Annotated in this window: 18 protein-coding genes; 13 read left to right on the top strand and 5 right to left on the bottom strand. The window is 62.5% G+C overall.

The annotated features are described in order from the left end of the window. Positions 1-256: 256 nt before the first annotated feature. The 13 genes from BLQ71_RS15970 (at position 257) to BLQ71_RS16030 (ending at position 13503) form a co-directional block, all read left to right on the top strand. Positions 257-1555, top strand: a complete 1299-nt coding sequence (locus BLQ71_RS15970; protein ID WP_074622413.1) for an amidohydrolase family protein — start codon at positions 257-259, stop codon at positions 1553-1555. A gap of 23 nt (positions 1556-1578) precedes the next feature. Further along, a complete protein-coding gene (locus BLQ71_RS15975; protein ID WP_074622414.1) occupies positions 1579-2502 on the top strand; it encodes a LysR family transcriptional regulator in 924 nt (307 codons plus the stop codon). A gap of 219 nt (positions 2503-2721) precedes the next feature. Continuing rightward, the gene (locus tag BLQ71_RS26645) at positions 2722-3153 is read left to right on the top strand and encodes an ABC transporter substrate-binding protein (RefSeq protein ID WP_268236879.1); all 432 of its coding nucleotides are present in this window, start codon (positions 2722-2724) and stop codon (positions 3151-3153) included. After that, a complete protein-coding gene (locus BLQ71_RS15985; RefSeq protein ID WP_074622416.1) occupies positions 3150-3590 on the top strand; it encodes an ABC transporter permease family protein in 441 nt (146 codons plus the stop codon). Before BLQ71_RS26645 ends, BLQ71_RS15985 begins: the two co-directional genes overlap by 4 nt. A gap of 68 nt (positions 3591-3658) precedes the next feature. Beyond that, positions 3659-4375, top strand: a complete 717-nt coding sequence (locus BLQ71_RS15990; RefSeq protein WP_074622417.1) for a GntR family transcriptional regulator — start codon at positions 3659-3661, stop codon at positions 4373-4375. 94 nt (positions 4376-4469) lie between these two features. Continuing rightward, the gene (locus BLQ71_RS15995; RefSeq protein WP_074622418.1) at positions 4470-5333 is read left to right on the top strand and encodes an FAD binding domain-containing protein; all 864 of its coding nucleotides are present in this window, start codon (positions 4470-4472) and stop codon (positions 5331-5333) included. After that, positions 5330-5827: a (2Fe-2S)-binding protein gene (locus BLQ71_RS16000; protein WP_043144683.1), complete on the top strand. Its 498-nt coding sequence runs from the start codon at positions 5330-5332 to the stop codon at positions 5825-5827. The genes BLQ71_RS15995 and BLQ71_RS16000 overlap by 4 nt, the downstream gene beginning before the upstream one ends. Continuing rightward, on the top strand, positions 5824-8136 hold the full coding sequence (locus tag BLQ71_RS16005) for a xanthine dehydrogenase family protein molybdopterin-binding subunit (protein ID WP_074622419.1): 2313 nt from the start codon (positions 5824-5826) through the stop codon (positions 8134-8136). The genes BLQ71_RS16000 and BLQ71_RS16005 overlap by 4 nt, the downstream gene beginning before the upstream one ends. Beyond that, positions 8133-9179, top strand: a complete 1047-nt coding sequence (locus tag BLQ71_RS16010; RefSeq protein WP_223306262.1) for a CobW family GTP-binding protein — start codon at positions 8133-8135, stop codon at positions 9177-9179. The genes BLQ71_RS16005 and BLQ71_RS16010 overlap by 4 nt, the downstream gene beginning before the upstream one ends. A gap of 326 nt (positions 9180-9505) precedes the next feature. After that, positions 9506-10435, top strand: a complete 930-nt coding sequence (locus BLQ71_RS16015; RefSeq protein ID WP_074622420.1) for an amidohydrolase family protein — start codon at positions 9506-9508, stop codon at positions 10433-10435. A 31-nt stretch (positions 10436-10466) separates the two neighbouring features. Next, a complete protein-coding gene (locus BLQ71_RS16020; protein WP_074622421.1) occupies positions 10467-11411 on the top strand; it encodes an amidohydrolase family protein in 945 nt (314 codons plus the stop codon). An 87-nt stretch (positions 11412-11498) separates the two neighbouring features. Continuing rightward, positions 11499-12890 (top strand): UbiD family decarboxylase, encoded by a 1392-nt coding sequence (locus tag BLQ71_RS16025; protein ID WP_254780721.1) that lies wholly within the window; start codon positions 11499-11501, stop codon positions 12888-12890. Positions 12891-12918: 28 nt separating this feature from the next. Beyond that, entirely contained in the window at positions 12919-13503 is a 585-nt protein-coding gene (locus BLQ71_RS16030; protein WP_043144677.1) for a UbiX family flavin prenyltransferase, read from the top strand. On the opposite strand, the gene BLQ71_RS16035 is transcribed toward BLQ71_RS16030, so the two are convergent. The 5 genes from BLQ71_RS16035 to BLQ71_RS16055 all read right to left on the bottom strand — a co-directional run. Next, positions 13500-14411 carry a DMT family transporter gene (locus tag BLQ71_RS16035; RefSeq protein WP_074622422.1) on the bottom strand — a complete coding sequence of 304 codons (912 nt, stop codon included), beginning with the start codon at positions 14409-14411 and terminating at the stop codon, positions 13500-13502. The two genes, BLQ71_RS16030 and BLQ71_RS16035, sit on opposite strands and share 4 nt — an antisense overlap. Positions 14412-14530: 119 nt before the next feature. Further along, positions 14531-15313 (bottom strand): ABC transporter permease, encoded by a 783-nt coding sequence (locus BLQ71_RS16040; RefSeq protein WP_069208065.1) that lies wholly within the window; start codon positions 15311-15313, stop codon positions 14531-14533. Position 15314: 1 nt separating this feature from the next. Then, positions 15315-16106 (bottom strand): ABC transporter ATP-binding protein, encoded by a 792-nt coding sequence (locus BLQ71_RS16045; RefSeq protein ID WP_043144674.1) that lies wholly within the window; start codon positions 16104-16106, stop codon positions 15315-15317. A 2-nt stretch (positions 16107-16108) separates the two neighbouring features. Continuing rightward, entirely contained in the window at positions 16109-17092 is a 984-nt protein-coding gene (locus tag BLQ71_RS16050) for an ABC transporter substrate-binding protein (protein WP_052244684.1), read from the bottom strand. Positions 17093-18147: 1055 nt separating this feature from the next. Beyond that, a partial coding sequence (locus BLQ71_RS16055) for an IS5/IS1182 family transposase (protein ID WP_074622423.1) occupies positions 18148-18471 on the bottom strand: 324 nt, incomplete at its 5' end.

Below are 18471 nucleotides of genomic sequence, written 5' to 3' on the forward strand. Positions count from 1 at the left end.
GATCGAGCCGGAGCGTGCCACCTCGTCGAGATAGCGCAAGACACGGGAATGCAGCATGAGGCGTCTCGGTTCATCGCCGTTCTGGCGGAGCCGGTATGCCCGAGCGGGAGGGGGGGCGTCCAGAAACGATTTCGGGCTACGGCAGAGGCCGGATCAATTATTGCGGATTTCTTATCAGTAAAAAAGATTATTTAATTTGTGAAAAGAGTATGGCTTGCTTAGTGTCCCCGGGAGTTTCCAACAAAAGGGCAAGGTCATGGGCACCGTCGGCGATCAGCTTTCATTCTTTGCAGCCAACCGCGAGCGGCCGATCCTGCTGGCCGGAGGCCGCATCACCGGCGCGAGCGCGCAGGCCGAACAGGCCGATATTCTGATCGGCACCGATGGCCGCATCGCGGCTGTGGGGCCGGGCCTTGCGTCGCAGCCCGATACGGTGCGCGTCGATGTCTCCGGGAACCTGATTTCGCCCGGTTTTGTCGACATGCATCAGCATCTGGACAAGACCGGTGTGCTGCGCTTCACGCCAAATCCCTCGGGTACGTTGCAAGGCGCGCGCGAGGCTTTCGCGGCCTATGCCCGAACCGCCGGCCCCGAGGACATCACCCGGCGCGCCTCGCGGACAATGGCACGGTGCCTGTCGCGCGGCACCACCGCGATCCGCAGTCACATCAATGTCGACAAGGATGCGGGTTTCAACGGGATCGAGGCACTGGCCCGGCAGCGGGAGGCTTGGGCCGATCGGATGACACTGCAACTGGTGGCCTTCATGACTCCGCATCCCGGGCAGGACCTGGAATGGCTGGCCGGGAACATCGACCCGGCGGTACGTTTCGCCGATGCGGTGGGCGGCACTCCGGCGGTCAGCGAGCACCCGGAACGCTATATGGACATCCTGTTCGAGGCCGCGGCCCGCGCAGGCAAACCCGTTGACCTGCATCTGGACGAACATCTCGACCCGGACAACCTGCATATGCATGCGGCGCTCGACCGGGTAGAGCGTTTCGGGATGCAGGGGCGCACGGTGTTCAGCCATATTTCGGTGCTCAGCGCGCTGGAGCCTGACGCCGCAAGGGCGATCATGGAGCGGATGATCGACCTCGACGTGGGGGCGGTGACGCTTCCGGCGGCCAATCTCTATCTTCAGGCCCGCGACCGCACAAAGCTGCCGCCACGCGGGCTGACCCGGGTGGCCGAACTGCTGCGCGGCGGCGCCAAGATCGCCACCGCCTCGGACAATATCCAGGATCCGTTTGTGCCGACGGGGTCGGGCGACATGCTGGAAATCGCGCGCTGGACGCTGCTGGCGGGGAACCTGATGGCGGACGAGCTGCGCGACGTGCACCGGATGATCACCGACATCCCCGCCCGACTTATGGGGCTGGGGGCGAATTACGGCATCCGCCCGGGCGCCTGGGCCGATCTGGTGCTGACCGATTGCGAGGACACCGATACGCTGGTGGCCGGCGGGCCGGTCCAGTCGCGGGTGCTGGCGCGCGGGCGGCTGGTGTCGGAAACCGCGACGGTGCTGCCGCAGGCGATGGCCGAAACGGCCTGACCGGGCCGGGAGAGGGGCGGGTCATGAATGTCACGCTGCGCCAGATCCGCGCCTTCCTTGCGGTGGCCGAGCTTGGGCGTTTCAACCTTGCGGCCGGCGCGCTGGGGCTGACCCAGGCAGCGGTCAGCCTGCTGATCAAGGATCTGGAACAGGAGCTGGGTGTCCGGCTGTTCGACCGCCACACCCGCAAGGTGAACCTGACCGATATCGGCATCGAGTTCCTGCCCCAGGCGCGCAAGGCGATGGAGGACCTGGACCTTGCCACGCGCAGTGTCCGCGAACGCGCGCAGCTCAAGAAGGGCAAGGTGGTTGTCGCCAGTTCGATCATCTTTTCCTCAACCACGATTCCTGCGCTGATCGCCCGTTTTCTGGACCAGTACCCGGGCATTTCGGTCGGGTTGCGCGACATGCCCGAGGAGGAAATCCGCCCTGCCTTGCTCCGCAACGAGGCGGATATCGCTTTGGGGACCCTGCTGGACCACGACCCCGAGATCAGGTCGCAGCCTGTCAGCCAGGACCGGCTGATGCTGATCTGTCGCGCCGATCACCCGCTGGCCGCGCGGCAGGCCATCGGCTGGACCGACCTGTCGGATCAGAAGCTGATCGTGCTGGCGCTGGACAACCCGCTGCGCCAGATCGTCGAACGGACCATGATCGGCGTCGCGCCGTACTTCCTTCCGGCCTACGATGTGCGCTTTTCCACCACTGCCATCGGCATGGTCGCGGCGGGCCTGGGGGTGTCGGTGCTGCCGGAAAACTCGATGGAACTGACCTCGGCCGCTGGGGTGTGCAGCGTGGCGCTGAGCGATCCGATCATCACCCGAGATATCTGCGTCATGCAACACAAATGGCGAAGCCTGTCGCCGCCCGCCGAACGGTTGAAAGAGATCATCCTCGCGGCATTTCCCGAGGCCGCTGCCGCGTCCCGACCCGCGTCCGATCCTTAGCCAGCCCCACTAGAGCCAGCCGCAATCCTGCGTTCCGCCATCCTGGCGGGGCGCGTTTCGGGTTTCGTGAGCCAGCGAAAGTGCGTGCGCAAAAAAGAGATCGTTCCGCGTCAAATATCGTTCTTCTAGAGAGAGCGCATCAATGACGTTTTTTTATGCCGAGGCGCAGCACGGCGGCTTCTACCAGGCCAAGACGCCGGGTCTGAACGAGGCCGCGGGCTGGACGTCACGCTGCGCATGGGCGGGCCGCAGGTGTACGGCATGCAGCCTTTGCTGGCGGGTGAAGCCGATGTGTATACCGGCTACGACTTCCAGGTGCTGAGCGGAGTCGAAAAGGGGCTGCCGGTGCGTGCCGTGGCAGCGACCTTCCAGCATGACGTGAACGGTATCCTGACCCATGAGGATGTCGCCGGGGCTGGACGATTGGTCTTCGTGCCCCATTCGATCTACGAGGCGGTGTTCCCGTCGACCCACGTCGCGGTGATGGCGGCACGGCCCGGGCGGATCTCGCGCATCATCGATATCGACCATGCCGGACGCCGGGACGAAACCTTCCGTGGCAGCCCTCGTTTCGCAGCGCTGTGCAGCGAGTTGTCCGAGGCGCTGCGCGACGCATCTGGGCAATCTGGCGAGATGGGAGAACCACGATGAAACGATCTTTTGCAAACGCGGCTGCCTCGATCGAGGTCTTTGGCCCGATCCTTGTCGGCCTGGCCGTGCTGATCCTTTGGGAGGTGCTGTGCAGTGCGTTCGACGTGCCGGTCTACCTGTTCCCCAAGCCCAGCGATGTCTGGCACAGCATCCTGGCCAACGGCGCCGACCTTCTGGGGGCGATGTGGGTCACGCTGTCGATCACGCTGCGGGCTGTCGTGCTGGCCGTGGTGACGGGCACGCTGATCGCCGTCGTGTTCAACCAGAGCCGGCTGTTCGAGGCCTGCCTGTTTCCCTACGCGAACATTCCGGGGCCGGGTGCACCTGTCGGGGCGAGCCGGACCGCGGGTCGATTCGATGCGTGGCCCCTTCGGAGACGTCCTTTGAACGGTTTGCCTGAGATGGGAGGAGCATTTCAAAATAATGTTTTTAAATAGAAAAAATCTTATTGTTGACAATGAATGGTGGTCCGGTCTAGCGTTCTTGCACCAATGACGAGGTTGCCGTGACAAAGCCCCAATTCCGCAGAAAGGCGGCTGCAAAAGCCGAACTGAAAAGCGGCCAGGACGCAGAAGAGCGCGTGTTCTCCCTTGTGGTCGAGGCGGTGCAGGACCAGAGACTCAAGGCGGGTGACAGGCTGGTCGAACGCGAACTCGCAGAGGCGGCCGGTGCCAACCGGCAGGCGATCCGCAACGGGCTGCTGCGACTGGTAAATGCCGGGCTGGTCGAGACCAGCCGCAACAAGGGGGCCCGCATCGTCCGGCTCAGCGCGGCAGAGGCCGAACAGGTTTTCGAAGCCCGCCTGGTGGTCGAAACCGGGCTGCTGCAACGACTGGCCCGGACCTATACCGACGAGGCAGGTGTTCGGTTGCAGGAGATCCTGCGCGCCGAAGGGGCCGCCTATGACGAGGGCAATGTCGTCGAGGCGCGGCATCATTCGCGGCTGTTCCACATGGAGATGGGGCGCCTGGCCGGAAACAGGCACCTGTCGCGGTTGCTGAACGACCTGATCAATTGCCAGCCGTTGCTGATGTCGCATCGACGCGGACGGCCCTCGGAGTTTTCGGGTCACAACCTGCATATCAAGACGCTGGCCGCCTTGGCCCGTGGCGACAGCGAAGGGGCGGTTCACTACAACAACCAGCTTCTGAGTGCGGTCAAATCGGAAATGCTGCTCGATATCAAGGCGAGCGAAGATGACGACGGGCCACCCTCGGCCTGACACCAAATACCCGGCGAAGCCCCTCACCAGGATTAGCGGCCACCCATGAAACGCCAGCGGCACGTTCCGTCCGCTGCGATCTGAAGGAGGCCAGATGCGACGCTTTGCCTATCATGAACCCAAGACCCTTGAAGAGGCCTCGCGCCTCTTGGTCGACCTGGGCGAAAATGCCCACGTGCTGGCCGGTGGAACCGACCTTTTCGTCGAGATCCGCGAAAGGCTGCGAGATGTTTCCGATGTGGTGAACATCAAGAATATCCCCGGCATGACCGATATCACCTGGGATCCGGCTGTGGGGCTGACCTTCGGCGCGCTGGTCACGGCGCGTCAGCTTGAAACCCTGCCGGGTGTTCAGCGCACCTATCCGAATTTCGCCGAGGCGCTGCGCCTGCTGGCCTCGATTCAGGTGCGCAACCGGGCGACCGTGGTCGGCAATCTCTGCCGCGCGTCGCCCTCGGCCGATACCATCCCGCCGCTGATCGCCGATGGCGCGATCATCCATATCTACACGCCAAAGGGGATGCGCCGGATGCCGCTGGCCGAGTTCTTTACCGGACCCGGGCGCACCCGGCTGGAACGCGGCGATATCGCCACCGGTATCGTGATTCCGGCCCCGGCTCCCGACAGCGGACGCATCTATCTCAAGCATGGCCGCCGCAAGGCGATGGAACTGGCCACGGTGGGCGTGGCGGTCAGCCTGGACCGCGATGGCGACACCTGCACCAATGCCCGGATCGCGCTTGGCGCGGTGGGGCCGACGGTCCTGCGTGCATCGGCGGCCGAGGCGCTGCTGAAAGGCCGGAAGATAACGGATGAGCTCATCGCGCAGGTGGGCGCGCAGGCGATGGCCGAATGCACCCCCATCAGCAACGTGCGCGCCAGCGCCGAGTACCGGCGCAGCATGGTGGGTGTCCTGACGCGCCGTGCCGTGAAGACTGCAATGGAGGCGACCCAATGAAACAGATCGTGGAACTGACCATCAACGGGGATCCCCAAAGCCTGGCCGTGGAAGGGCACCGTTCGCTGCTGGACACGCTGCGCGAAGAGGCGGGACTGACCGGAACGAAAAAGGGCTGCGACGTGGGCGATTGCGGCGCCTGTACGGTGATCGTCGATGGTCAGCCGGTCAATGCCTGCCTGATGCTGGCGGTCGAGGCGCAGGGCCGCAATGTCGAGACCGTCGAGGGGATGCAGCAGAGCATCGACATCCTGCATCCGCTTCAGGATGCCTTCATGCGCCACGGCGCATCGCAATGCGGGTTCTGCACGCCGGGCATCCTGATGATGGCGCGCAAGCTGATCGAGGAAAACCCCGATCCCAGCGATGACGAGATCCGCTTTGGTCTCAGCGGCAATATCTGCCGCTGCACCGGCTACACCAAGATTTTCGACGCGGTCCGCAGCGCGGCCGCCGAGATCCGCGCGGTGCGCGCGCAGGAGGAAACGGTATGAACAAACCCGCGAACAACCTGAGAAATGCATTCAGCACGATCGGCAAGAGCGTCAAGCGCGAGGACGTGATCGAAAAGGTCACGGGCGAAGGGGTCTATGTCGCCGACCTGAAGCCGGTCGGGATGCTTTATGGCAAGATCAAGCGGTCGGAGGTGGCTCACGCCAGGATCAAGCGGATCGACGTGAGCAAGGCCCTCGCCTACCCGGGCGTGAAGGCGGTTCTGACCCATGAGGACGTGCCGCGTGTGCTGCACTACGGCTCACCGCACCCGCGTTCCGTCTCTTGCACCAAGGATCAGTATATCCTGGACGACAAGGTTCGGTACTGGGGCGAGGGCGTGGCCGCGGTGGCCGCGATCAGCGAAGAGATCGCCGACGAGGCGCTGGACCTGATCGAGGTCGAATACGAGGAACTGCCTGCCGTTTTCACCCCCGAAGAGGCGATGAAACCGGGCGCGCCGCAGATCCACGAGGTGGGGCCGGGCGGCAACCTTGTGCTGGACCCGGTGCGCGTGGAACGCGGCGATGTCGACAAGGGGTTCGCCGAGGCGGATTTTGTGCTTGAGGGCGAATTCTCCGGTGGTCGGCCTATGCCCGGCTACATGGAGCCCAATGTTTGCCTGGCCGATTGGGACGGGTCCGGCAAGCTGACTTTCTGGACCTCGACCCAAAGCTCTTTCATGGTCCGAGGCATCCTGGCCGAGGTTCTGGGGCTGCCCAGAACCAAAGTGAGGGTGCTGGTTGATCACATGGGGGGCGGCTTTGGCGCCAAGCAGGATTGCTTCCAGCATGAGTTCCTCTGCGCCTTGCTGGCGCGGGAGACGCGCAAGCCGGTGCGGATGGAATTCACGCGGTGTGAGACCTTCCTTGCCGGACGGTCGCGCCACCCGTTCAAGCTGTGGCTGAAACAGGGGTTCCGCAAGGACGGCACGATCACCGCGCGCGACATGCGGATCGTGTTCGACTCCGGGGCCTATGGGTCTCACAGCCCGGGGGTCACGACGGTGGGCACCAATTCGGCCACTTCGCTCTACCGCTGCGAAAACGTGCGGCTGGATGGGCGCGCGGTCTATACCAACACCCCGATTGCGGGCGCATTTCGCGGTTATGGCGTGGTGCAGACCTACTACGCCCTCGACATCCAGATGGACGAGGCGGCAGAGCGGCTGGGGATGGACCCGGCGGACCTGAAACTGAAAAACGCTGTGCGTGAGGGCGATATAGCGCCTTCTGGCCACGCGATCGTCGGGCATGGGTTGGAGGCCTGCATCGAGCATGGCACGCGGGTCTTTGACTGGAAGGGGTTGCGGCAGGGCGCGCGCTGCCCCGACCCGGCGGCGTCGCATGTCCGCAAGGGCTGGGGTCTGGGCTGTGAAATGCACGGCTCCTCTGCCTATCCCGGCATCAAGGAACAGGGCAACGCCCTCATCAAGGTGAACGAAGACGGCTCGGTGACGTTGATGACCGGCGCGGCGGGCCTGGGCACGGGCGCCCATACCGCGCTTGCGCAGATCGCGGCGGAAGAGCTGAACATGCCCTTTGAAAGCGTCTCGGTCGTGCATGGCGATACCGACGCCGTGCCCTGGGACATCGGTGCCTTTGCCAGCCACACCACTTACCTGGTGGGCAGCGCCACTCGGATGGCCGCCGCCGAGGCGCGCGCCGGTATCCTGAGACGTGCCGCTGAAAAGCTTCAGACCACGGCCGATGCGCTGGACATGGTCGACGGCCGGATCTTCCTGCGTGCCAGTCCTGACAGCGGCCTCACCGTGGCCGAGGCTATGGGGCCGACCCCAGGGATCCCGTCTGCCAATATCCTGGGGCGGGGGACGTATGAACCGACCAAGTCCTATTCCTTTGCAGCGCATTTCGTCGAGGTGACGGTGGACACGGAAACCGGCCTGGTGACGGTGGACCGGGTGGTTCCGGTGCATGACGTGGGCAAGGTGATCCACCCGATCGCCGCCGCCGGCCAGATCGAGGGCGGCATCCAGCAGGGCATCGGCCATACCCTGACCGAGGATTACATCATCGACACGGAAACCGGCCGGTCGCTGAACGCAGGGCTGGTGGATTACAAGATGCCGCTGTCGATGGACATGCCCGACATCGACACCGTGATTCTGGAGGCGGCCCCCGATCCCGGCGGCCCCTGGGGCGCCAAGGGGGTCGGCGAAGACCCGATCATCGCCATCGGTCCGGCCATCGCCAACGCGATTCACGACGCGATCGGGGTGCGGTTCCATCACTACCCGATCACCCCCGAAGACATTCTGAATGCCCTCAACGAGAAGGAGCGCCAATCATGATGAACGTTCACGAAATCCCCAAGGACAAGCTGCCGATCACCATTCTCACCGGCTTTCTGGGATCGGGCAAGACGACGCTGCTCAACTACATCCTGACCGAGAAACACGGCTATCGCATCGCCGTGATCGAGAACGAATTCGGCGAGGTCGATGTAGACAGTGACCTGGTGCTGGCCTCGGACGAAGAGATCTACCAGATGCAGAACGGCTGCATCTGCTGCTTCGTCGACGTGCGAAACGACCTGATCGACGTGATGAAAAAGCTGCTGGCCCAGAAGGACAAGTTCGATCACATCATCGTCGAAACCTCTGGCCTGGCCGACCCGACGCCGGTGGCGACCGCCTTTTTCGCCGATCGCAGCGTCGCGGACGAGGTCAACCTGGATGCCATCGTGACGCTGGTGGATGCCAAGCACATCGACCAGCACCTGTACGATCCGGTGCTGGACGGGCGCGACAACCAGGCGGTGGATCAGATCGTGGCGGCGGACCGGATCATCGTGAACAAGGTGGACCTGGCCAACGAGACTGGACTGGCCAAGCTGGAAGGCGATCTGCGCGGTCTGAACCAGACAGCCGAGATCCTGCGTTCGGAGTTCGGGGTGGTGGACCTGGACAATATCCTGAACGTCAATGGTTTTCAGCCGTCCTATGTCAAGGAACGGGCGGAGATCCTGCAGATCGACATGACGGCCGAGAGTGACCATGAACACCACCATCACCATCATCACGGCCACCTCCACGATGAAACGGTGTCCTCTATCAGCCTGACCTTTGAACAACCATTTGTCCTGGACAAGCTGCACGCGGTGCTGACCGCCTACCTCGATGAAAAAGGGCCGGCTATCTTTCGCACCAAGGGTATCCTGTCGATGGCTGGCGACGACCGTTTCTATGTCTTGCAGGCGGTGCACCAGCTCTTTGACCTGCGCCCGGATCACCCCTGGCAGGACGACCAGCGCCGCTCCAAGATCGTGTTCATCGGGCGCGATCTGGACCGTGACGAGATCGAACGAAAACTCTCTTCCTGCCTGGTAGACTAACCCCTCCTCCTCTTGGTCCCGGGTAGGGAAGCGGCCCGCGCGATCCGCGCGCGGGCCGCTTTGGTGTTTCATTATGTATAATAAAAACAATTACTTATATAACTTTTCCTGTTGACCTTGGATGGTCGCGGGCGTAGTCTGGGACAAGAGTAGAAGCGCAGCCAATTGCTCACCAACCCATTGAGAGGTGAGGCTGCGATGTCGAAACTCCCCACTTTCCCGATCCGGATTGGCCCCAAGGGGACCATCCCCCGCACAGCGTCCTTCGGGCCGTTCGCGGGCGGGACCGGCATTGCATCCAGGCACCTCGTTCCAGGAGGTTCCTCATGATTATCGACCTGAGTTGCTATCCGACGGATCTCGTCGATCTGGCCTGGCGCCACGACGGCGAGCCCTTCACCGGAGAGCGGCTGCTGAAGATGATGGACGGCCCGTTCTATGTGAACGGCAAACCCCGTCGCGTCGACAAGGCATTCATCCAGCCGCCACAGGGCAACACGATCTACACCCACGGCATCCACGAAAAGGAAGGCAAGGCCGCGATCCGGGAATACATGGGCTATACCGAAAAGATGGTCTGTGAACACCCGGACCGTTTCATCGGCTGCTTCGTGTACAACCCGCGCTACGGCACCCAGAACGGCGCCGAGGAAATCGAACGCTACGTCAAGGAGTTCGATTTCAAGATGGTGCAGCTGCAGGCCAACATGCATGCCTATCGCCCTGACCGGGCGCTGGACTGGCTGCGCCCGGCGATGCGCGTCTGCGCGGACCTGGGGATCATGGTCAAACTGCACACCGGCGACGGCCCCTATTCGATCCCGACGGAATTCATCCCGATCATCCGGGAATTCCCGGAGGTGAACTTTATCCTGGCGCATTTCGGTGTGCAGACTGGCGGTGTCTACACCTTCGAGCCGTTCCAGATGGCGATGGACGAACCCAATGTCTACGCCGAAAGCGGCTGGTGCCTGCAGTCGCGGATCGTCGAATTCGCCAAGGAACTGCCCAAGCACAAGATCCTGTTCGGCACCGACACGCCGCCCAACGAACCGGGCATGTGGATCAACCTACTGGAGGTGCTGTGCCACGAGCCGCCGCAGGGCCTGAACCTCGATGAGGACACGCTCGAGGATTACCTGGGCAACAACACCGCACGGATGATCGGGCTGGAGCCGACCGCGCCGCCGAAAACCGTGGCCGAGGCAGAGGCCTATCTGCGGGACAACGGCGTCGTGCTGGAACCGGCAGAATAAGCCGCCCAAAGACTTTCCGAAGGAGACCAAGATGATTATCGACACCCATCTTCATCCGACCAACCTGGTGGACGAGGCGTGGCGCCATACGGGCGAACCCTTCACCGGCGAGCGGATGCTGAAAATGATGGACGGCCCCTACATGATCAACGGCAAGCCGCGCCGGATCGACATGGGGTTCATCCAGCCGCCGCCGGGCAACACCGGCTATCGCGATGGCAACCGCATGGGCCGCGAAGGCATTCGCGACTACATGGCCTATTGCGCGGAGCTGTGCCAGAAATACCCGGACCGCTTTATCGGGAATTTCAACTACAACCCGCGCTGGGGCCCGGAGAACGGCGCCAAGGAGATCGAATTCCACCACAAGGAATACGGTTTCAAGATGATCAAGCTGCACGCCAACATGCACGGTTACCGGCCTGACCGGGCGCTGGAATGGCTGCGTCCGGCGATGGAGATGTGCGCCAAGTACAACATCGTGGTGCTGATCCATACCGGCGACGGACCCTACACGATCCCGACGATGTTCTACCCGATCATCCGCGAATTCCCGATGGTCAACTTCATCATCGGCCATTTCGGCATCCAGACCGGCGGCAACTACAGCTTCGAGGCGTTCTGGATGGCGATGGACACGCCCAATGTCTATTGCGAAAGCGGGTGGTGTTTCCAGTCGCGGATCGTCGAGTTCGCCCAGCAGTTGCCCAAGGACAAGATCGTCTTCGGCACTGACAGCCCGCCCAACGATCCGGGCATGTGGCTGCGTGAGCTTGAGGTGCTGTGCCACGAGCCGCCGCACGGGATGAACCTGTCGGAAGAGGATCTCGAAGGCTACCTTGGCAACAATATCGCCAAGCTGGTGGGGATCGACACCACGCCGCCGCCGCGCGATGCGAAGGACGCACAGGCCCGCCTGACGGATACCTATGCGGGCGTCGACCGCGCGACCGGCAAATTGCTGGAACCGGTCTGATCCTGACCTGACGGCGCCGGGTGTCCGGCGCCGTCTTGGACACTTTCACCCTATTTCACGATCTTGCCGACCCGGGGGACGATAGCCATGCTCATGACCAAAACCGAAAGCCATCACCCGCAGGATGTCCGTCACTTCCTGGCCGGCTACTGCGCCGAACATCCCGGGGACGTGATCGAGATCGACAGCCCGGTCTCGGACGACCAGGACGCCACTGCGCTGATCTGGGCGCTGGCGGGGCAGGGGCGGCAGCCGCTCTTGCGGCTCAACAAGGTGGCACATCTGGATGCGCCGGTGCTGTGCAATGTCTTCGGGTCGCGGCAGCGGATTGCCCGTCTGTTCGACACGGACGAACCCGGGTTGCACGCGGCCTACCAGAAACGCTCCCGCGCCGCGATGCCGTCGAAAACGGTCGATGACGGGCCGGTGCTGGAGCGGGTCATCTCTGGCGCGGACGTGGACCTGAACCTGCTGCCGATGCTGAAGCACTTCGAGACCGACCGGACCAAATACATCACGTCGGGCATCATCCTGGGCGAGGACCCGGACAGCGGGATCGGCAACCTGTCCTATCACCGCGCGATGATCCATTCGAAAAACCAGCTCGCGACCTCGCTGCATTCGCGTGGCCACCTGTGGCGGCTGCTGAACATGTCCAAGGATCTTGGCAAACCCATGCCGGTGGCGATGATCATCGGCGGCCATCCCCTGTTCATGCTGGCGGCTTCTGCCCGCCTGGCTTTCGAAGAGGATGAGCGCGACATCGCCGGCGGTCTAATGGGCGCCCCCCTCGAGGTGGTGGAAACACCGAAATACGGTATCCGGGTTCCGGCCCATGCCGAAATCGTTCTGGAAGGTGTGATCGACCACGAGGCCACGGTCGAGGAAGGGCCGTTCGGTGAATTCACCGGCTATTCCTCGGACCGGTCGACCAATAACCTCTTCACCGTCGAAACCATCCTGCGCCGCGAGTCGCCGATCCTGGTCAGCGTGGCGGGCGGCAATTCCGCCGAGCACCTGAACCTTGGCCGCATCCCGCGCGAGGCGGAGATGGTGGAGAAGCTGAAGGCCCGTTTCCCCTCGGTGACGGCGGTGCATTACCCCGCTTCGGGGACGCATTTTCACGCTTACGTGGCAATGAACCAGAGCCGCGAAGGCGAGGCCCGGCAGGTCATGCTGGGGCTCTTGGGCTGGGACCAGTACCTGAAGAACGTGATCGTGGTGGATGCGGACGTGGACATCACCCGCGACGAGGAAGTGTTGTGGGCGGTGTCCAGCCATTTCCAGCCGCACCGGGACGTGGTGATCGTAGAGGGCCTGCCGGGCAACGCGCTGGACCCGTCGGCAAGCGGCATCGGAACCACCTCGCGCATGGGGCTGGACGCGACGCGCGGCTCCGATTTCCACGGCACCCGCGCCCGGATCAGCGCCGAGGCGCAAGCGCGCGCCGCTGCACTTTTGCAGGAACTGGGCGCGTAATCCGCCAGGGCAGGAAAGGGAACCGGACATGACACAGCCAAGGCGGATGATCGTCGGAATCTCCGGGGCCTCCGGGGTGATCTACGGCAAGCGGATGCTCGAGGTGCTGCGCGCGCTGGAAATCGAAACGCACCTGGTCATGTCCAACGCCGCGCGCATCACGATGGCGCAGGAATGCGATTTCACTGCCGCGGATCTAGAGGCGCTGGCCGATCACACCCATTCCAACAAGGACATCGGCGCGGGGTGCTCCTCGGGGTCCTTTCGAACGATGGGAATGATCGTCGCGCCCTGTTCGGTCAAGACGATGGCCGAAATCGCCAATGGCACAACATCGAACCTCTTGTCGCGTGCGGCAGACGTGGTGCTGAAGGAACGGCGGCGACTGGTCCTGATGCTGCGCGAGACGCCTTTGCACCTGGGTCACCTCCGCAACATGTCGGCGGTGACAGAGATGGGGGCGATCATCTATCCGCCGGTGCCGGCCTTCTACACCCGGCCGCAGAGCCTGGAGGAGATGGTCGATCACACGGTCGGGCGGGTTCTGGACCTGTTTGATCTGGATGCCGGTACGGTCAAGCGCTGGACGGGCACCAAACCGGCCAGCGCCTAGCCGCGCGCGGGCTGGGGCCGTCCGAGCCCTGCGTTTGCCTGGTTCCGCCGGATCACGAGGTAAACGCCGGCGATGACCAGGATCGAACCCAGCCCGGAGAGGGCGGAAATCGTCTCGCCAAAGAACAGCCACGCCTGCAACATCGCCAGCGGCGGCACCAGGTAGAAATAGCTGGTGACGCGTGCAACCTGGTCCCGGCGGATCATCACCATCAACAGGCTGATCGCGAGGACCGATATCCCAAGGACCAGCCAGGTCATCGTCAATACCAGTGGCCATGTCAGTGTGACGTGCCGGGTCTCGAACAACAGCATGAGCGGCAGCGTGGCCAGCAGCGCACCGATGTACTGCACCGTCGTTCCAGCCAGGACCGGCACATCGCCGCCCAGACGCTTTTGCAGCACGGTCCCCAGCGAGATGCCAAGCAGGGCCAGGACGGTTGCGGCCAGCCCGATGCTGTCCAGTCCGCCGTGCCCTGGCAAGGCCCCGGCGCCGGAGATGACCAGCAGGATCCCCGCGAACCCCAGGACAAGTCCGGTGAGTGCTGAGCGTTCCAAGCCTTCGCCCAGCCAGAACCACCCCAGCAGCGCGGTGAGGATCGGTTGCATCCCGACGATGATCGCGACCAGACCGGCGGGTATCCCCTGGGAGATGGCGTAGAACACGCCGGCGAGGTAGGCGCCGTGGATCAGCACACCGATCAGCAGTTGGGACGGGATGTCATGGACTGCCAGCAGACGTTTGCGCCAAAGCAGCAATCCGAACGAGAAGAGCACAAGCACGAGCGCGTAGCGAACGACCAGCAGGAAGAAGGGCTCCATATAGGGCAGGCCGAATTTCGAGCCGATGAAACCCGTGCTCCAGATCAGCACGAAAATGAAGGGAATGAGGCGTGTCAGTCGTGGCATGGGTCGTCGTTCGTTTGCTGGGCCCAGGGTGGGGCTTCTCGGTTTCGCAGGTGCTGGCGGGGGAAACGAAAGTCCCGGCCGGTGATCCGGCCGGGACTCTGGGTTGGCTGGATTGCGCGTTACTTGGATTCGCGCGGCAAGCTCCACGGGAAGAAGTAGCGTTGCGTCTGGGCGATGATCTGGAACAGTGTCAGAGACATCAGCACCAGGATGCCCAGCCCGGCCCAGGCCTGCGGGATCTTGAACAGCGAGGTCGAGAACTGGATGAAATAGCCAATTCCCTTCTCCGCGGCCACGAACTCTGCCACCACCGCGCCGATCACCGAGAGGGTTACCGAGATCTTCAGTCCCGAGAAGATGTAGGGGATCGCATAGGGAATGCGGATCTGGGTGAACTCGCGGATGGCCGGGGCCTTCAGCGAATGGCTGAGCTCGATCAGTTCATCCGGTGTCGCCTTCATCCCGGTGGTCATCGACACGACCAGCGGAAAGAACGAGATCATGAAGGTGATCAGCACCCGCGACACGTCGCCCGACCCCATCGTGACGATGATGATGGGCGCCACCGCGACGATCGGCGTCGACTGGATCACAACCAGCAGCGGATAGATACCGCTGGAGACCAGCTTGAACCGCGTCAGCGCTATTGCCAGCGGCAATGACACGACGATGGCCGTCAGGAAGCCCAGCATGGCGACCCGCAGGGTCGCCCAGGCATGGGCGAGCCAGCGCGAAACGGTCACCGCATCGAACCCTTCAAGGATACGGCTGGGCGCCGGCAGCAGGAAGGTCGGGATGGTAAAGACCCGGGTCGAGGTTTCCCACAGCACGAGGATGATCAGGAAAGTCAGCCCGGGCAGCAGCCCGGGAACACGGTTCACGCGTGTCAGTGTTGCAGTCATGTCAGGCCACCTTTTTGGTCATCAGGATGTCGCGCAGGTGGGATACAAGGTCCTGCATCTCGCTCAGTCGCATCGAGTCTCCGGTGCGTGGCCGTGGCGCAGGGACCCTCAGGTCCTCTGCGACATGGGCGCCGGGGCCGTGGCTCATCACGATGATCCGGTCGGCCAGCAGGACGGCTTCGACGATGGAATGGGTGATGAACATCACGGTCTTGCGATGTTCCTGCCAGATGTTCTGCAACTCGTAGCCCATTTCCTCGCGGGTCAGGGCATCGAGGGCCGAGAACGGTTCGTCCATCAGCAGGATATCGGGGTTGTGCAGTAGGGCCCGCGCAATCCCGACCCGCTGCTGCATGCCGCCCGACAATCGTCCCGGACGGCGGTTTTCCAAGGAGGCCAGGCCGACCAGCTTCAGCAGTTCATGTGCTCGCTCTCGCTGTTCCTGCGTAACGCGGCCGAACTTGTGCTTCATCGGGAAAACCACGTTGTCCTCGAGCGTCGCCCAGGGCAGCAGGGTCGGCTTCTGGAACACGATGCCGATGTCGTCGCGCGGCTCGACCACGTTTTCCCCGTGGACAGAGACTGTGCCGGCGCTTGGTTTGAGAAGGCCCGCCACGATGCGCATCAGCGTTGACTTGCCACAGCCAGACGGTCCGAGCACGGCGATGAACTCGTGATCGTTGATGGCCAGGTTGACGTGTTGCAGGGCAATCAGCTCACCAGCCCGGGTGTCGAAGGTCATTTCGACATCGGTAAACTGGATGGCCGGAGTGACATTTGTATTCACGGCCATGATCAGTTCCCCGGCATGAAGCTGCGGTCGACGATGTCTTCGGGATCAAGCGCGTCCAGATCCATTCCCTGGGCTGCGGCGACGCGCTCCCAGGTGGCTTTCAGGCGGACGGGGTCAAAGGCACCCAGACCGTCCCGTTCGGTCACATCGTTGAAGATCAGCCCAAGCGCGTCTTGCAGCGAGCCAAGCGCAGTTGCGTGGTCCAGTTCCGGAACTGCATCGGTCACGGCCTTCGCGGCGTCATCGGGATTGGCCCGCATGTATTCCACGGATTCCAGCAGGGCGCCGACAAAACGCCGGGCCACGTCAGGGCGTTCTTCCAGGAACTTGTCCGATGCGACGATCGCGCCCGAATACATCACCAGGCCGGCATCGGCCCAGGGAAGGACGATCATCTCGCGGCCGGCATCCTGCGCCTGTTGCGAATACCGGGTCACGTCGGTGATCCAGGAAATCACCGCATCTGTCCTGCCGGTGACAAGCATCGGGTTCAGCGCGCCGGGATCCGATTTGGTCAGCGTGATGTCATCCATCGTCAGATCGTTGTCGTGCAGCACCAGCGGCAGGTAGACGTTCGATGAGGTAAAGGGCGAGGTCACGACATCCTTGCCCTTCACGTCCGCGAAGCTTTCGATGCCATTGCCTTTCAGGGTGAAGAAGGCATGCGGTCCTTCGTTGTAGTAGGACATGACTGCGGTCACCGGCAGTTTTTCGGTAACGCGGGCCGCCATCAGGGCACCGATGTCCGCATTGCCGATGTCCGAACTGCCGGTGGCAAGCTTGGTCAGCGACTCCGACGAACCGCGCCCAGTTTCCAGTGACAGTTCCAACCCGGCCTTTTCGCAAAAACCACGTTCAAGGCAGACGAAGATGGCTGCCTTGTCGCCGCCTGGCAACCAGTCCATCTGAAACGTGACCTTGTCGGCGGCGTGGGCAAACGCCGCACTTCCCAAAATGAACGCGGTGGCTGTTGTTATTACCTTCATGAGTCTTCCTCCCTGTCGCGGTCCGCAGCGAGTACGAACCGGCGATCTCCTTGAGCCGATTTGAAACAGTTCGCCCAGAGGGATTGCCGAGCAGTAGCGATGGTTACCCTTTTCAACACGTCTGCCCCGGGTGAACTGCACGAATACTGAGCAATTACCAAAGTCCCAGGGGGCCAAGTTCGCTTCTACTCTGGGACGGAGACTAGCACGTAATGTTCAATTCAGGAAGGAAAGTTTTAGCATTGTCAACAATAGTTCCACTGAGGGGCAGGGGATGCTTCCAGCGCGCTGCGCATAAGTCGACGCAAATGTTGAGAAATTCACGGTGGCCTTTGACCATCGCGAAATCCGGCCAAAGATGGTCCAAATCCCGCAAGAACAGCGGGTGAGGGGGGCAAGAGGCAATGTCCTCGTCGCCGCCGCGCAGGGATCGCGACCCGCAGAGGAATCACTCCGCCGCCACCCGGTACCTTGCGACTCTTTCCCGAGATCCTTGGGGAAGATGTTTCGTTCCTTGGTCAGCCGCGAGGTCTGCCGACGGTCCAGCCCCCGACCACACCGGAACCATGTCGCTTCGGAACCCCGGGAGCGCACGTTCAGGCAGCGCAGCGGTCTGGCTCAAGTGGTCGACGATGCCTCAACGCGGGGACCGGCGCGCTCGGGAAAGCCAATACTCCCAGCAGAAATATGCAAGGATCGCTTTGGCCACATGCTTCCGCGAACCATCTCTCTCAAGACAGTGTCGAACCTTGCGAACAGAGAGCATGATCACAGCATTTAGGGTCTACTGCCCCCGCAGAGTGCCACTAGGCGTCGCCACAGCCAGACATGCAAACGGCCTCGGGTACTCCCCGAGGCCGTTTCTTTATCATCTCAGCCAAAATGATCTTGTGAGTCGGTTAGGTCATGTCCCGTGGCACGCCACAGGCTCATTGTCGACCCGGAGATAGTTAGGCCAAAAAACATATGAGAAGGTGAAAAATACAATAAAATCAATGCCGATTTCCCTGACGTCAGAAAATGAACAGCGAACTAGGGTCAGGACTCGTTCTCTCTCAAAGCCAGAAGATTACGGTCGCAGCAAGTGCGATTGCTGAGAAGAAGGTTCGTGGGCAGCGGTCATAACGGGTCGCAACCCTCCTCCAGTCCTTGAGCCTGCCGAACATGATCTCGATCCGGTTGCGACGTTTGTATCTGCGCTTGTCGTACCGGACGGGCGTCTTCCGTTTCTTCCGGCCCGGGATGCAAGGATGTATCTTCTTGTCCTGCAAGGCTTCTCGAAACCAATCGGCATCATAGCCACGATCTCCGAGCAGCCACTTCACCTTGGGCAACCCGCTGACCAGGGCACGCGCCCCGATGTAATCGCTGACGGGTCC

This window comes from Antarctobacter albus (assembly GCF_900101505.1).
GTDB lineage: Bacteria > Pseudomonadota > Alphaproteobacteria > Rhodobacterales > Rhodobacteraceae > Antarctobacter > Antarctobacter albus.

Bases quoted from the DNA above. Each gene is read 5' to 3' on its own strand.
- BLQ71_RS15970 (WP_074622413.1), top strand. From the start codon at position 257: ATGGGCACCGTCGGCGATCAGCTTTCATTCTTTGCAGCCAACCGCGAG.
- BLQ71_RS15975 (WP_074622414.1), top strand. From the start codon at position 1,579: ATGAATGTCACGCTGCGCCAGATCCGCGCCTTCCTTGCGGTGGCCGAG.
- BLQ71_RS15985 (WP_074622416.1), top strand. From the start codon at position 3,150: ATGAAACGATCTTTTGCAAACGCGGCTGCCTCGATCGAGGTCTTTGGC.
- BLQ71_RS15995 (WP_074622418.1), top strand. From the start codon at position 4,470: ATGCGACGCTTTGCCTATCATGAACCCAAGACCCTTGAAGAGGCCTCG.
- BLQ71_RS16000 (WP_043144683.1), top strand. From the start codon at position 5,330: ATGAAACAGATCGTGGAACTGACCATCAACGGGGATCCCCAAAGCCTG.
- BLQ71_RS16005 (WP_074622419.1), top strand. From the start codon at position 5,824: ATGAACAAACCCGCGAACAACCTGAGAAATGCATTCAGCACGATCGGC.
- BLQ71_RS16010 (WP_223306262.1), top strand. From the start codon at position 8,133: ATGATGAACGTTCACGAAATCCCCAAGGACAAGCTGCCGATCACCATT.
- BLQ71_RS16015 (WP_074622420.1), top strand. From the start codon at position 9,506: ATGATTATCGACCTGAGTTGCTATCCGACGGATCTCGTCGATCTGGCC.
- BLQ71_RS16020 (WP_074622421.1), top strand. From the start codon at position 10,467: ATGATTATCGACACCCATCTTCATCCGACCAACCTGGTGGACGAGGCG.
- BLQ71_RS16025 (WP_254780721.1), top strand. From the start codon at position 11,499: ATGCTCATGACCAAAACCGAAAGCCATCACCCGCAGGATGTCCGTCAC.
- BLQ71_RS16030 (WP_043144677.1), top strand. From the start codon at position 12,919: ATGACACAGCCAAGGCGGATGATCGTCGGAATCTCCGGGGCCTCCGGG.
- BLQ71_RS16035 (WP_074622422.1), bottom strand. From the start codon at position 14,411: ATGCCACGACTGACACGCCTCATTCCCTTCATTTTCGTGCTGATCTGG.
- BLQ71_RS16040 (WP_069208065.1), bottom strand. From the start codon at position 15,313: ATGACTGCAACACTGACACGCGTGAACCGTGTTCCCGGGCTGCTGCCC.
- BLQ71_RS16045 (WP_043144674.1), bottom strand. From the start codon at position 16,106: ATGGCCGTGAATACAAATGTCACTCCGGCCATCCAGTTTACCGATGTC.
- BLQ71_RS16050 (WP_052244684.1), bottom strand. From the start codon at position 17,092: ATGAAGGTAATAACAACAGCCACCGCGTTCATTTTGGGAAGTGCGGCG.